This window comes from Limihaloglobus sulfuriphilus (assembly GCF_001999965.1).
GTDB lineage: Bacteria > Planctomycetota > Phycisphaerae > Sedimentisphaerales > Sedimentisphaeraceae > Limihaloglobus > Limihaloglobus sulfuriphilus.
Map to the genome: position 1 here is coordinate 3,534,301 of NZ_CP019646.1, position 13,980 is coordinate 3,548,280.

The window sequence follows — 13,980 nt, forward strand, 5'->3', positions numbered from 1 at the left end:
TTTTAATAAGAGTTTCTATCTTGAATGACGGTCTTAACATAAACCCCGGGCTGGTTTACTCCACAGACAGCGGCAGGATGTGCCCTGATTGCGGAAGGCCGGTTGGTGAATGTAGATGCCGCCGAGAGAAAAAACAGAAAATCCTCGGTGACGGAAGGGTACGTATCTCCCGCCAGACAAAGGGCCGCAAGGGAAAGGGCGTAACTGTTATAACCGGTTTACCCCTGAGCGAAGAGGATTTGAAAGAGCTCGCCAAAAAGCTCAAAAGCAAATGCGGCTGCGGCGGAACAGTAAAAGATGCTGACATAGAAATTCAGGGTGACCAGAGGGACAGGATTATGGCTGAATTGACAAAGCTCGGGTACAAACCAAAACTTTCCGGCGGCTGATAAGCCCAGTTTCCTCAAAACTGTTTTCAGGCTTAGGCCGAGCCGGCCTGTAAATCAGACTGATTGCGGTATTTCTCGCTGCCAGACGGTTTAATCGATGTTTTTGTTTACACAACCGGCTTGATAAGGGTGTGTACACATGAGCCACTCACCGGCTACGCAGGAAAAGTCCAATATATCAACAAAGCAGTCTTTATTAAAATCCATTTGAGAATACCCCATCATGCCGCACGGGGCGACAAAATCGAGGTAGTTCTCAAGACGGTGAAATGTTATTCTGTTTGAATCATGGTAGTCTCTGGCTCCATCATAAGATGTCCGGCTTGTATATATAATGTCATCACCATCGGCCTCCCACACGACGTACTGAAACCCGACATTCAGCATAGAATCCCGCCAGCTGTAGCCCGAATTATCCTGGAGGACAGTTCTGATATGATACCAGTTCCGCAGATCTTCCGAGCCGATAAGTGATAGATTATTCCGCTGTGCCGGCCTCAAAGGGTCGGTATTGTTATTGTTCAGTGTGAGATACAATCCGGTAACAGGGTCGCGGTGAATGTCAAACTTGTGCATCCCTCCGGGCATATCGATAAATCCCGTCTCCGGGTCAAAACTTAGAACCGTATCATCTGCGCTTAGCGTTAATATGGCAGCCTTGTCAACAACCGGATTGCTGTGAAACCTCATAAGTACGATTACATCGCCATCGGGAGCTTCTACCACATTGCCCTCGAGCCAGCCGGGACTTGTGCAATTCCATGAGGGATCAGCCCATGAGGGATCAAATTCAACTGCGTTTGTCATTGTCCAGCTTGCCGGCTCGAGCAGATCGCTGCCGGCTTCGCTCCAGACCACTACAGCCGCGTAAGCTATGGGCCATCGTTCGTCGGTAACCCTCTCTTCAAAAACACGATAGATTTTTCCGTTGGAATGTATAACCGGCACAGGTCCGGTATGATAGCCGAATTTGCCTTCCTGCTGGGCCTCAAATAAAATCTTTCTGGGAGTCCAGCTTCCGCCGTAGTTCGTGGATTTGCTGATACATATATGGCCCGGGTTGGTTGAAATACCGAATGTGTATGTCTGGCCATTATGTTCAAAAAGTGTTGCCATTCTGAAATCATCGATCTGGCTTCTGAAAAACCAGCTTTTACCGTTGTCGTAAGATATTTTGAATATCGTATTGCCGGCGTGGTCATATGAGGCCAGCATAGCCCCATTATCGTAGAGCAGCATGGAAGGCGAACCGATCATTCTGTTTGTAGCCGGATCGCAGTAAGCAATCTGGCCGGCCCACAAGTCACCAGGTTCCTGCGGGTTTCCTGCATTGAAATGAGCCTGTATCCTCTCAGGGCTCAGTGCCTTGTCGTAAACTGCGACCTCGTCGAGATAGCCGCGGTACGGGACATCAAAATCCGGCGCACGGCCGATCTGACCGGTTTGCGTGGGCGTGCCGTAATCATAAACATCGCTGGAAAACTGCAATGCCGTCTCTGAGGCTAAACTGCCGTCAAGATAGATACGTACCATATCGGAGGGATAATCGATAACACAGACTAAATGCACCCATTTTTCGGGTGTCGTAAACGCGGCGGAAGCATACGTATAAGAATCAGCGGCAGAGCTTCTCGCGGCGACTCTGAGCTGGCTTTGAGAATCACTGTATGAATACAAGCCGACATCGATTCCAGCTTTGCCGCCATCTATTCTTGTGGCAAAAATACGCTGGATAAGGTTGGAATCCGGCAGGACAGCGCAGCGAAGCCACGCCTCAAATGTTACGCAGGAGCTGGAGTCTATGAGCGGGCCCAGCTCATTGGCCAGGTCAACACCGGCGAGATTGCCGTTAAACCAGCCGCACTTGCCGCCTACGCCTGCTTCCGCTGTCATTACGTCATTCTGGAATGTTGAGTTCTTGATGTTGCCCGTACTCTCATGTGCGGGAAAACCGTCCTTGTATCTGTAATCATTAAACCGCCACCACGCAACGGGCCCATCTGATTCCACAATCGCGGCATAATCTGCCAAAAGAGCGGAAGCTGAAAGAAGAAAAACAAATAATAATATAAAAAATCTTTTCGGTTTGCGTTTCATTTTGGATACCTGTTCTGCTTTATCAATATAATTCTCAAGGCAGTCTGTTTCGTGCCATATTTTCTACCCCTTTTTCTGCCTCGGGTAAGATTCTAAAAATAAGACCACTTATCCTCGGTTTGCCAGCTGCTGTTGTCTGTTCTGAATGAAGATGCCGGCAGGCCTTCACCGTTGAACAGGCTTGCGCCGGCGGTGTTGCTCCATGCGTAGCGAGCGGTAGCGGGGTTTTGTACTTTGCCACTGCTGAGAAGAAGCGAATCGCCGTCAATTTTCACATCGGCAGGATAGTATTTTCCGTCGCTTCCGGCGATTTCGAACCAGTTTTGTTCCGTGTCTTTTACCACTAAGCCGCCGTGGGCATGGTCAAAGGTCAGTCTCAAAGTGCTGCCCTGACAAACAGTTTTTCTCAGCACCGGCCCGGAATAAATCACGTCCTGGCCGTAGGTTTTATTCAGCGCAATCAGTGCCAGCCGTTTGCCTATTACCTTTTTATTTCTGGGGTGGATATCATCGATGTCGTCCACAGTGTCGAGCGATACAGCCATGCCGCTATCGGGTATAGCCTCGAGCGAAAGCCGCTGAGCTTCCCGCAGTTCGGAACAGATGTTTTCCATTCCCTGGGAATTCTGGTCATAGTAGCTGCACGGAGCTATCTGAACAAAATAGAACGGCAGCCGGGCGTTCCATTTCTGACGCCAAAGCTGAACCATCGCCCTGGAGAGATCAATGTAACCCTTTGCCCGCCATGAGTTACCTTCACCCTGATACCATATAAATCCCCTTAGCGTATAGCCGGCAACCGGTTCAATCATGCCGTTGTAAAGGCCGCAAGGGTGCTGAATGTGCTCGGGGCCCATGGGCGGCCTCGGCTGGGCGGGTTTATCCTTTTCCTGCCCGTCGGCGGCTTTGAGCTCTTCTTCGTATGAATGCAATTTTTCGTCGTAGATTTCTTTACCGCCGTTGTGCCACTTTTGAGAGAATGTATCGTAATGCTCTGCCATTTGAGGCAGCTGCATCTCCAGTGTCGGCCTGTCCATCCACGCTTCTATCGGTGTTCCGCCGACAGCGGACTTGATAATGCCTACCGGCACGCCGAGCTCGCGGTGAATATTTGCCGCGAAATAATATCCAACCGCCGAAAAGCCTGATGCGTTTTTGGGGTTGCATACCATCCATTCAGCGCCGTGAATGTCCTTTTGGGGGATATCAGTTGTCCTTCGCGGCACAGCGAAGAGCCTGATATTAGAAAAGTTCGCCGCTTTGACTTCAGCGTCTGCGTTATGAACACCGAAAAGGGGGAAATTCATATTCGACTGACCCGATGCCAGCCAGACTTCGCCGAGCAGAACGTTGTGCAGTACCGTCCTGTCATTCCGGCTGCTTATAGTTATCTGCATCGGCATGTTATCCGCGGCAGGTGTTTCAATCTTCGTTTCCCATCTGCCGTCTGTGTCAGCGACGGCAATTCCTTTTAAGCCGGCGGGTTCAGAGTTTATATGAATAATTTCGCCCGGGTCTGCCCAGCCGCGGAAAAGGGCACTGGAATTCTGCTGGATGACCATGTTATCTGTATATATCCCCGGCAGTTTCAGCGAGGTAAAAGCGGTAAGCTGAAAAACTCCCAATAACAGCAACATTTTACTGATTTTCATAATGCAATCCTTTTTTTCTGTTGCCTCCGCGCTCGGCGGCAGCTCTTAACGGTTATTATGATTTTTGCAGTCTTATGCTGAAGATTATATCAGCTCAGGTCAACTTAGCGATATAAATTTTCTGGGATTTTCTGATGTAACCTTAACGATTTCTTCTTCGCTAAGTATCTTGAGCTTACGCAGATAGTCAGCGCACTGGGCTATGTTGAAAGATGAGCCGACAAGACATTCTTTTTCCGGATTGTGAAGCAGGCCCGAGGGCTCAAGAACCGCGTCGTTGCCAAGGCAGTCGTATCTGCCCGGAGCAAGTCCGGCTATGGGCGAGGCATCGCTTGTAACTATCACTTTGTCAACGCCTTTAGCGTTTATGATTGCCTCTATTACGTGGGGGGGCAGGTGGAAACCGTCAGTTATTATCATAGCCGCCAGTTCCTTTACCGCCAGCGCTTTGAGTATCGGGTTGTCGTGTCTGCCGGCAACGTTTGGCGTACCGTTGCCCAGGTGTGTCAGCAGTGTCGCGCCGGCCTGCGCCATTCGCTTGAGCTGCTCAGAGCTAGCCGCCTGATGTCCCAGAGAAACGGTAATGCCCATTTTAACGGCTTCCTTGCAGAAATTCTCCGCTCCGGGTGCTTCCGCCGCGATGGTTATCAGCTTGACCTTCCCGTCTGAAAATTCCATCAGCTTTTCAAGCAGCCTGATATCCGGCTTTTGCACCCATTGCGGGTTATGCGCGCCGACGGAGCCGGGTTTATCGGATATAAACGGTCCCTCGATATGTACGCCGGGGATGTGTTTACCGATGGAGGACGCCACCGCGTTTGCTATGATTTTCAGGTTTTTTTCGTATATTTCCAGGGGACTGGTGATCAGAGTGGGCAGAAAACAATCTGTCCCGGATTTCGTCAGATGATCAACAGCCTTTATAAACGAGGCATCGGTTAAATCCGGTGAAGAAAAATCCACACCGACGCTGCCGTTAACCTGGAGGTCGCAATATTTTATTTTTGTGTGCATGTATTGTCCTTTTTAAACATTAAAGGTTCTTTAATTGTACCAATATTAGTCGCAAGTCAAAATAAAATTTGAGAAAAAATGAAAATTTGGACAAATTAAGTTGACAAATGGTACAAGTGTGGTACCAATTACAGTGTTATGGAACGTGAATTGTTAAATACAAAGCTGGTACGTGAAATACTTTCTCTCGTGCTTTCAGGCTCTTATGAGCTGGGGACGCGTCTGCCGTCCGAGCGCAAGCTCTGCCAGATGTACGGCGTAAGCCGGGGAACGGTGCGGCAGGCTCTGGCGGATCTGGAAAACCTCGGGATTGTTGAGATACGTCACGGCAGCGGGGTTTATGTCCTCAATCAGTCGATTAAAGAGCTTCCCGAGGACGTGATGCCGCCGGAATTTGATTCGGTGAGTCTAAATGACATTTTATCAGCGAGAAAAGTTATTGAATCGGCATGTATCAAGCTGGCTTGTTCACGCTGCGACGAGAAACTTGTAAAACGGCTTGAAGAAATTATAGACGCGATGGTTGAGAACATGGACAATCTGCCCGAGTTTATAAAACACGATATGGATTTTCACGAAACAGTAGTTAATAATTGCGGAAACCCTGCCTTGATAATCGCTTACAAGTCAATATCTGAGTATCACAGGTATTCACAGATCTTTACCAGCCTTCACGAAGGCGAAGAAGAGGTAGCCATCGATTATCATCAGCGTATGCTCTATGCCTTGAAAAAGAAAAATCCCCAGCTCGGTGAGCGGGCCATACTTGCGCATTTGGACCATCTCGCCGGGATGCGGGAGAAAAATGTCATATAAGGAGTTATCATGTCAGAAAATGTAAATGTCTATGGTATTTGCAGAATTGCCGAACAGAATTTCCTCGAATCCGCGAGCAGGCTTAAGCTGGAAGATTCGATGGTTCAGCGGCTTATAAATCCCAAGGAAAAACTGGAGATAAGCCTCAATCCCGCCCTCTCAAACGGCAAAACTGTCCATCTTAAGTCTTTCATAGTCAGGCATAATTCGGCTTTAGGCCCATGTAAGGGCGGCATCAGGTTTACAGGCGATGTTACAATGGAAGATGTGCAGGGTCTTGCAATGGAGATGACCTGGAAGACTTCGCTGATCGGCGTACCGTTCGGCGGCGGAAAATCGGGCATAAAATATGACCAGACAGGTCTTGGGGAAGTTGACAAGGAAACCATAATCCGCTCATTTACCAGAGCGGCAATGCGTCATATCGGCCCTGAAATCTATGTTCCTGCGCCGGATATCGGAACGAACGAAACTGACATGGGGCATATAAAGGACTGCATCGCGTATTCCTGGGGCAAGTCCACAACGGACGGCTGTTTTGTGACCGGCAAGCCGGTAATCCTGGGCGGTATCGAGAAACGCCGCGAGGCAACCGGCAGGGGCGTTGTGTATTCAACCGCCGCCGCGTGCAAGGCGCTGGGCAGGGATATATCACAGATGCGGGTTGCCGTTCAGGGGTTTGGAAATGTCGGCAGCGCCGCGGCAGAGATAATTGCCGCAGAATACGGCGCGAAGGTTATCGCCGTCTCTGATATCAACGGCGGAGTGTTCAACGCAGAGGGGCTCGATATAAAGTCTCTTATTGAATACTGCAAGAAGACCGGCGGTGTGACTGATTTCCCCGGGTCAGAAAATATCAGCGGCAGCGAACTGCTTGAGACTGACTGTGATATTCTCATACCGGCGGCGACACAATCGCAGATAACACTGTCTAACTGCAAGTCCGTCAAGGCGGATATCATCGCCGAAGGAGCCAACGCCCCGACCGATCCGCAGGCGGATGAGGTACTGAGCGGCAGCGGTAAATTTATTATACCGGATATTCTCTGCAACGCCGGCGGGGTTTTTGTCTCTTATCTTGAATACACACAGGAGACACAGCGTGAGCAGATGACCGGAGAAATGGTATGCCGCAGGCTCAAGAAGAGAATGGAATCAAGTTTCAAAGAAGTGTACGAATATTCAAACAGAGAGAAAATAACAATGCGCCAGGCCGCGATGGATATAGCGGTAAAACGGGTTGTCGAGGCAACCAAAGCTATGGGCGCATTACCGTAAAGACAAGGAAGATTTTATGAATACCAAACCACAAGTATGTATAGTCGGCGGCGGGATGATAACGCAGGTGCAGATACTGCCCTCGCTGTATCATCTCCAGCGTCAGGGAATTATCGGCGATATCAGCGTTTGCGCCCTTGACAGCGGCCCGCTGCGAGTTTTGGCCGAAGACCAGACACTCAAAAAGGCGTTCCCCGGGCAGACTTTCGCGGCTAACCCGTCTCTGGATACTGAACCGAATGAAAAGTTTCCCGAGCTTTACAAGCAGATTCTCGCGGATATGCCCGAGCAGAGCATTGTAGCGGTGGCGATGCCGGATCAGCTCCATTACCCTGTTATAAAAGAGGCTATAAGCTGCGGCCACCACATAATGTGCGTCAAGCCGCTGGTTCTAAAGTATAAGCAGGCGATTGAGATAGAAAAAATTGCATACGAAAAGGGCCTCGTGATCGGCGTTGAGTACCATAAACGCCTCGATGACAGGGCGCTGCTGGCACGGCGGCAGTACCGTGACGGAATGTTTGGGGAGTTTAAGATCGGCCATGCCGAAATGAACGAGCCGTATTATTACCGTAATTCTAATTTCCAGAACTGGTGCACCTGTGAAAACTCCGACATGTTCACATACGTCGGCTGCCACTATGTTGACCAGCTCCATTTCATCACGGGACTTATGCCCAAATCCGTTTCGGTGTACGGCATAAAGGATAAATATCCCAACGGAAACGACGGCTACCTCTGGACGGACGCCCGGGTATTATGGGATAATGGGGCGTGCCTGCATGTAACCGATATTATGGGCTATCCGGACGAGGGGCCCGGCGGCAATTTCCAGGGTATCAGGATGTACTTTGCCGGCGAAGGCAAGAGCGGTATGCTTGTGCATAACGACCAGTTCCGCGGCATAGAGCATTGCTATCTTGAGAAAGGCTGCGAGCCGGGGGATACGTACTACTCTCAGCCGAGCCCGGACTATTTCAAGTTTGTCAGCCTCGGCGGCAAGGGTCTCGTGCCCGTTGGCTACGGATACCGTTCAATCGAGCTGATTATCAAAAACGCCTGCCGGTGCATCGGCAAAGACCTTGACCGGCGGCAGCAGATAATAAACGAGCTTGACGATGACGGCGTTATGGCTACTCCGAAAAACAGCTCTTACAACGAGCTTGTAATGGAGGCAGGCAGGCTCTCTATACTAAACGGCGGAAGAGAGGTTGAAATTGAATACGGCGAAAATGCCGGCGTAAAATTGAAGTAATAACAAAAAATATAATTAAACGAGGATTTATAATGGCTAAAGAATTTCCACTAGAAGTTTTTGAAGTTGAGCCGGTAGAAACAAAATACCGCAAACTTTCAGGACAGATACCCAACGAAGAAACAATACAGAAGATATCCGCTCTCAGAGACAGCGAAGCCCGCAGCATGCGCGGCCAGCCGCCGATAGTATGGGACAGGGCAGAGGGTATCAACGTCTTTGACGCTTACGGCAATAAGTGGCTTGATTTCTCGTCAGGCGTTCTTATCACCAATGCCGGGCACAGCCATCCGAAAATAGTTGATGCCATCGTCAAGCAGGCTTCTAAGTCGCTGCTGACTTCCTACTGCTTTCCGAATCAGCCAAGGATGGACCTTGTGCAAAAGCTCGTAGAAATTTCTCCAGAGGGTTTAGACAAGGTGTTTCTCCTGAGCACCGGTGCCGAGAGCACCGAATGCGCACTTAAGCTGATGCGCACCCGCGGACGCAATATCGGCGGAGATGATAAGAGTGTTATCGTTTCCTATTACGATTCATTCCACGGCAGGACTATGGGCTCACAGCAGATGGGCGGCATGGCCGGCGGCAAGGCATGGATAAAGAACTATGATCCGGAGATTGTACACGTTCCCTTCCCTGACGGTTTCCGCAACGAAGATACCAGCTTTGAGCTGTTTGAAAAGACGCTTGCTGAGCTGGGTGTTGAGCCGAAAAACGTCGCCGGTGTTATCAGCGAGACATACCAGGGCGTCGGCCCTAATTTCATGCCCAAAGAATACGCCCAAAAGCTGCGCAAATGGTGTGATGACAACCAGGCACTGCTATGTTTCGACGAAGTCCAGGCCGGTTTCGGCAGGTGCGGCACATGGTTCGGTTTCCAGCTCTATGATATCGTGCCCGATCTGTTCTGTATGGGCAAGGGCTTCAGCAGCTCGCTGCCGATAAGCGGCGTTATCGGTAGGGCGGATGTCATGGACATGTACGGGCCGAACGAGATGACAAGCACACACTCGGCCAACCCGATTTGCTGCGCCGCGGCACTGGCAAATATCCAGGTAATCGAAGAAGAAAACCTGATCGAGAACGCCGTTAGCGTCGGCAAGACCCTGAAAAGTGAGCTTGAAGCCATGCAGCAGGAATTCTCCGAGCATATCGGGTTTGCTCCGTGCGAGGGAATGGTCGGCGGCCTGCTGGCAATAAAACCCGGCACAAAAGAGCCCGATTATGACCTGGCCTGGAGGACAATCCTGGCGTGTTTCCGCAAAGGGCTGCTGATGTTCGCTCCGGTAGGCGTCGGCGGCGGATGTATAAAGATCGCCCCGCCGCTGTGCATGAGCGAAGAAGCCGTAAAAGAGGGCTGCTCTGTACTGCGCGAGGCGTTGAAGGAATCCATCGCATGATACGCGCTGCGTGATTTCTAAATAAGGACTTAAAAATTACAAACGCGGCGGGCGACTCAAATCCCGCCGCGTTTTTATAATCACTTGTAAAAGGTCAGCCTCTCAAAACCTGCCGATCCGGCTCAACAGAGATATCTTATGCCGGGCCGGTCATATCAGAATTTGCCATAGTTAATAAAAGCCACTTTGTTTTGTGTCTATCTGTTAATTAATATTTTATAAATTAAAGAAGTTGATCTTTCGTTTTTGAGAAAATTCGTGAATTTTCTCTACAGGGGGATATTATTGTAGAGCAAATTCACGAATTTGCTCCAGACGGAGATAAGGGACACAGTACCGTTTTGATAGTAATTCCCCGCGTTTTTTATTGACACATACCAACGGGCGTGGTAATCTAAGCATTGGTTTATAAAAGTTTTAAAATTGCAGTCATGAGTTTGTTACGCAAATGCAGGATTTTCCCAGATTCGTTTAGCAGTAAAATGGAAAAGCCGGCAGGCCAAAGAAACTTAAAAAAAGGGCAAGGATGCAAATAATGAACAAGAATGCAAATCTAATAGCTAATTGGCCACAGTTTCACCGTCCCCAGTTTCAGATAGAAAAGATTGAACAGCAGTTGGAGCAGAAACAGGAAGTAAAATCCTTATTTCAGTTACGCTGGAGATTGTGTTAGATGAAATCAAGGTCAAAAACACTGGCTGAAAAATCAATGTCTTCGATGCTTTCAGCTATAGAGATATATAATAAACCTGATTTTAAGTATAGAGAGGAAACATTTGCTGTATTGGCAACAAACTCATGGGAACTGCTTCTAAAAGCTCGTATATTGCAACTAAGCAATAATAAGATTACCTCTATATTGTCTTACGAGAAACACAGGAATAAAGATGGGCAAATCAGTAAAAAAGAATATCGCGTTAAAAATCGCTCGGGAAACTATAATACCGTAGGACTTTTTAAGGCTTATGATATTATAATCAATGAATATGGTGATAATTTACAAGGGATTGTTCGCGAAAATCTCGAAGCCCTTGTAGAAATTCGTGACAATTCGGTTCATTTCATTAATAAGGATTTTGCGCTTTCGAAAAAAATTCATGAAATAGGTACCGCTTCCATAAAAAATTATATTCGTTTAGTATTTTTATGGTTCGGGATTGATTTTTCACAGTATGACATATTTCTTATGCCGATTGGTTTTGTAAGAAATTTTTCATCTGCCAAAGCAATAACAATTACTGGTGAAGAAGAAAAGATGCTTGAATATATTAACTCATCAGAAAAAAAATATGATGATGATGAAACTAATGAATTTAATTTTACACTTAACATTGATATTAGATTTCGCGGATTCAACTCCCAAGTGCAATTAAGTTAAATCCTGTTTTGTTATCCTGTTAGTTTTTTCCTCTTATAGAATACTTCATTTGGGGTTAAAAATCCAAGAGATTTTCTGGGTCGATTATTCAGTCGATTCATTATGTGCTCAATCTTCTGATTGGTCAGCATTCGGATGTCACTTCCTTTTGGTACATACTGACGGATCAAGCCATTGGTATTCTCATTCAAGCCCCGCTGCCATGCACTGTAGGGATCGGCAAAGAAGACCTTAATTTTAAGGTTATGGGCAATAGATTCATGGTTTGAAAATTCTTTGCCATTGTCCACTGTCAGTGTATAGGTTCGTCGGGGCAGCGTGCCGATCAGGGCGATAATGGTCCGTTCAACCGCTTCGGCGGTATAACGATCTACCTTACCGATCAGCGTCAGCTTGCTTTTGCGGTCAACCAGGGTTACCAGGGCTCCCTGATGGTTTTTCCCCACGACGGTGTCGCCTTCCCAGTCCCCGATGCGGTTTTTTCTCTCTACAACCGGTGGGCGTTTTTCGATACCAACCCTGTTTTTGATCGTTCCACGCCGGTCCCGGCTGTTTCTTCGTTTTCTTCTTTGTTTGGTCCCGGCAATCCGCAGATGGGTATACAGGGTTTCTCCCCGGGCTTTATCCTGCCAAATGTGCTGGTAAATCCGCTCATGACTGACGGCCGGCCCCTGCCAGTGGGGATCGGTTTTCATGCGTTTTGCGATCTGCTCCGGCGAATGTTGCTGCCGGAGGCGGGATTCAATGTATTCTATCGTCTCCGGCTTCATTTTGACTGCTTTACGGGCGGCCATCCGTCGATATAAAGCCTTTTGCTGGGCCTGCTTAGGGCGATAGCCCCGCAGACCTGTATTGCGGGCCAGTTCCCTGCTGATCGTGCTGGGAGAAACGCCCAACGCCGCAGCTATTTGTTTTTGTTGATTTCCTGCTTGCTTCATGGCATATATTTCGATACGATCGTCTTCGGTGAGCTGCTTGTACGCTCTCATAAGTGTTCCTTTCGTTGAGGTCACCATAATTCAGTGAGAGAGTATACCAGCTCACCACAATTTTGGCGACTTAATTGCACTTATGAGTTGAATCCGCTTTTCGTAAAGTCAATGCTTCAATAGATGCAACGGAAGTTCAGGTTACAAACGATAAAAATGCGTTAAAAGTACAGTTGACTGAGGAAGATATTAGAGAAAAATATCCTTGGGATTATACGATATTGACTACTAGGCTCAGGAAAAGGTATTCAAACTTTAAAGCTAATCAAAAATATCATAATCTTCGAAAGCCTCTTGAGGGAAACCCAAAACTTTGTAGAACACGATACCTAGACCCTGGAAATCCCAAGGGATTGGCAAAAAGATATTATAATCCGAATATTATCAAAAAATTTGATACTCACTATAAGATAATAAAGTAGTAAAAGGATGTGAATTAAAGGAGAACAAAAAGGGTTCAAGTCTCTTTTTAAGCAGACGGACGTGTAAGATGCTCGTTATAAGCACTTTACATTTGAAGGTCTGCCCGTTTTCAAAAGTATTGCCAGCAAAAAATATCTTTTACATTGCTGTAAACCCTTCATTATAAGGATTTTTAAATAACCATGAAGTAAATGAAGGACATGAAGAGAGTCTTGAGATTTAAACTTCAATTCCTTCATGGTTAAATCGGAAATAATTGCTCTTTGAGAGACATGTATCTTTGCTACAACTGCCGGTTTTTCAAATATTGTATCGCTTCGAGCATGTCGGCGGGCAGTGGGCTCTCAAAGTGTATCCGTTTGCCGGTGAGCGGGTGGTCGATTTCCAGCCGCCATGAATGCAGGGCAACGCGGTTGATGATGTAGTCAGGCTCAAGGCTCGGCTGGAACCGGCCGCGGTAGATGGGTGTTCCGCCGTACATTTCGTCTGCCGCGAGGGGGTGTCCCATATCCGCCAAATGCACACGTATCTGATGAGTGCGTCCGGTCTCGAGCTGTATCTCAACCAGTGAATGGGTTTTAAAGCTCTCTCTGAGGCGGTAGCGTGTGCGGGCGGAGCGGCCGGTGTCTGTGACGGCGTATTTTTCTATGAATTTTCTGTCGGGGCCGATGGGTTTATCGATAAGCCCCTGCGGCGGCGAGGGTTCTCCGTGGACGAGCGCTATATATTCTTTGCCAACGGTGCGGCGGCGGAACTGCTCTGAGACGGCGTCGTTTATCCTGCTGTTTTTGCTGAAAATTATTGTGCCGCTGGTTTCCCTGTCTAAGCGGTGAATCACTCCCGGTTCAAACGCCGGCTCGCCGTCGTCACCGGCTTCAAATTTAGCATAGTGGATAAGACCGTTTAGAATCGTTCCCGAGGGGTTGCCTCTGCCAGGGTGGATTATCCTGCCCGGCTGCTTGTTGATAACGATGATCGCCTCGTCTTCATAGATGATGTTAAGCGGCATCTCTTCGCTGAGCAGCTCTCTGTCGGGCAGGTCGAGCTCGATGGTGTCCTGCCAGTTGACCTTTCGTGAGGGTTTGGCACGCGTGCCGTTTACGATGATCTTTTGGCTGCGTATGATTCTCTGGAGCTTTGCACGGCTTAGCTGGCCGAAACGCTTGCCCAGGTATTTGTCCAGACGGATATCGGAATACTTCGGGCCTACCTTTATTACAAGGTGCTCTCCAAAACGCATATCGCTGCCGCTGTTATCCGCTGAAACGCTCAAAACCTGCCTTGTAAAA

At 48.3% G+C, this 13,980-nt stretch carries 11 protein-coding genes; 6 read left to right on the forward strand and 5 right to left on the reverse strand.

The features are described from left to right. The first annotated feature begins 20 nt into the window (after nt 1-20). On the forward strand, nt 21-389 hold the full coding sequence (locus SMSP2_RS13555; RefSeq protein ID WP_222566364.1) for a translation initiation factor Sui1: 369 nt from the start codon (nt 21-23) through the stop codon (nt 387-389). 90 nt (nt 390-479) lie between these two features. Here the strand turns inward: SMSP2_RS13555 and SMSP2_RS13560 are convergent, their stop codons facing one another. From SMSP2_RS13560 to SMSP2_RS13570, 3 genes are all read right to left on the reverse strand, one after another. Further along, nucleotides 480-2,486 carry a LamG-like jellyroll fold domain-containing protein gene (locus SMSP2_RS13560; RefSeq protein WP_146684570.1) on the reverse strand — a complete coding sequence of 669 codons (2,007 nt, stop codon included), beginning with the start codon at nt 2,484-2,486 and terminating at the stop codon, nt 480-482. A gap of 92 nt (nt 2,487-2,578) precedes the next feature. Continuing rightward, nucleotides 2,579-4,138, reverse strand: a complete 1,560-nt coding sequence (locus SMSP2_RS13565) for a sialate O-acetylesterase (protein WP_146684571.1) — start codon at nt 4,136-4,138, stop codon at nt 2,579-2,581. Nucleotides 4,139-4,237: 99 nt separating this feature from the next. After that, nucleotides 4,238-5,152, reverse strand: a complete 915-nt coding sequence (locus SMSP2_RS13570) for an N-acetylglucosamine-6-phosphate deacetylase (RefSeq protein WP_146684572.1) — start codon at nt 5,150-5,152, stop codon at nt 4,238-4,240. A gap of 150 nt (nt 5,153-5,302) precedes the next feature. Between SMSP2_RS13570 and SMSP2_RS13575 the strand changes: the two genes are divergently transcribed. The 5 genes from SMSP2_RS13575 to SMSP2_RS13595 all read left to right on the forward strand — a co-directional run bounded on the left by SMSP2_RS13575 (nt 5,303) and on the right by SMSP2_RS13595 (nt 11,279). Continuing rightward, on the forward strand, nt 5,303-5,968 hold the full coding sequence (locus SMSP2_RS13575) for a FadR/GntR family transcriptional regulator (protein WP_186804745.1): 666 nt from the start codon (nt 5,303-5,305) through the stop codon (nt 5,966-5,968). A gap of 9 nt (nt 5,969-5,977) precedes the next feature. Next, nucleotides 5,978-7,246, forward strand: a complete 1,269-nt coding sequence (locus SMSP2_RS13580) for a Glu/Leu/Phe/Val family dehydrogenase (RefSeq protein ID WP_146684574.1) — start codon at nt 5,978-5,980, stop codon at nt 7,244-7,246. A 16-nt stretch (nt 7,247-7,262) separates the two neighbouring features. After that, nucleotides 7,263-8,501, forward strand: a complete 1,239-nt coding sequence (locus SMSP2_RS13585) for a Gfo/Idh/MocA family protein (RefSeq protein ID WP_146684575.1) — start codon at nt 7,263-7,265, stop codon at nt 8,499-8,501. Between the two features lie 32 nt (nt 8,502-8,533). Continuing rightward, nucleotides 8,534-9,901, forward strand: coding sequence for an aspartate aminotransferase family protein (locus SMSP2_RS13590; protein ID WP_146684576.1), 1,368 nt, complete (start codon nt 8,534-8,536; stop codon nt 9,899-9,901). Nucleotides 9,902-10,574: 673 nt separating this feature from the next. After that, nucleotides 10,575-11,279 carry a DUF3644 domain-containing protein gene (locus SMSP2_RS13595; protein WP_146684577.1) on the forward strand — a complete coding sequence of 235 codons (705 nt, stop codon included), beginning with the start codon at nt 10,575-10,577 and terminating at the stop codon, nt 11,277-11,279. An 11-nt stretch (nt 11,280-11,290) separates the two neighbouring features. On the opposite strand, the gene SMSP2_RS13600 is transcribed toward SMSP2_RS13595, so the two are convergent. Together SMSP2_RS13600 and SMSP2_RS13605 are read right to left on the reverse strand one after the other, a co-directional pair. Next, nucleotides 11,291-12,268: an IS30 family transposase gene (locus SMSP2_RS13600; protein ID WP_146682659.1), complete on the reverse strand. Its 978-nt coding sequence runs from the start codon at nt 12,266-12,268 to the stop codon at nt 11,291-11,293. A 706-nt stretch (nt 12,269-12,974) separates the two neighbouring features. Further along, nucleotides 12,975-13,964 carry an RluA family pseudouridine synthase gene (locus SMSP2_RS13605; protein WP_146684578.1) on the reverse strand — a complete coding sequence of 330 codons (990 nt, stop codon included), beginning with the start codon at nt 13,962-13,964 and terminating at the stop codon, nt 12,975-12,977. Nucleotides 13,965-13,980: the final 16 nt, after the last annotated feature.

What these genes read in the sequence shown, in the direction of transcription:
- SMSP2_RS13585 (WP_146684575.1), top strand. Translation starts at nt 7,263, where the DNA reads ATGAATACCAAACCACAAGTATGTATAGTCGGCGGCGGGATGATAACG.
- SMSP2_RS13595 (WP_146684577.1), top strand. Translation starts at nt 10,575, where the DNA reads ATGAAATCAAGGTCAAAAACACTGGCTGAAAAATCAATGTCTTCGATG.
- SMSP2_RS13570 (WP_146684572.1), bottom strand. Translation starts at nt 5,152, where the DNA reads ATGCACACAAAAATAAAATATTGCGACCTCCAGGTTAACGGCAGCGTC.
- SMSP2_RS13580 (WP_146684574.1), top strand. Translation starts at nt 5,978, where the DNA reads ATGTCAGAAAATGTAAATGTCTATGGTATTTGCAGAATTGCCGAACAG.
- SMSP2_RS13590 (WP_146684576.1), top strand. Translation starts at nt 8,534, where the DNA reads ATGGCTAAAGAATTTCCACTAGAAGTTTTTGAAGTTGAGCCGGTAGAA.
- SMSP2_RS13560 (WP_146684570.1), bottom strand. Translation starts at nt 2,486, where the DNA reads ATGAAACGCAAACCGAAAAGATTTTTTATATTATTATTTGTTTTTCTT.
- SMSP2_RS13600 (WP_146682659.1), bottom strand. Translation starts at nt 12,268, where the DNA reads ATGAGAGCGTACAAGCAGCTCACCGAAGACGATCGTATCGAAATATAT.
- SMSP2_RS13565 (WP_146684571.1), bottom strand. Translation starts at nt 4,138, where the DNA reads ATGAAAATCAGTAAAATGTTGCTGTTATTGGGAGTTTTTCAGCTTACC.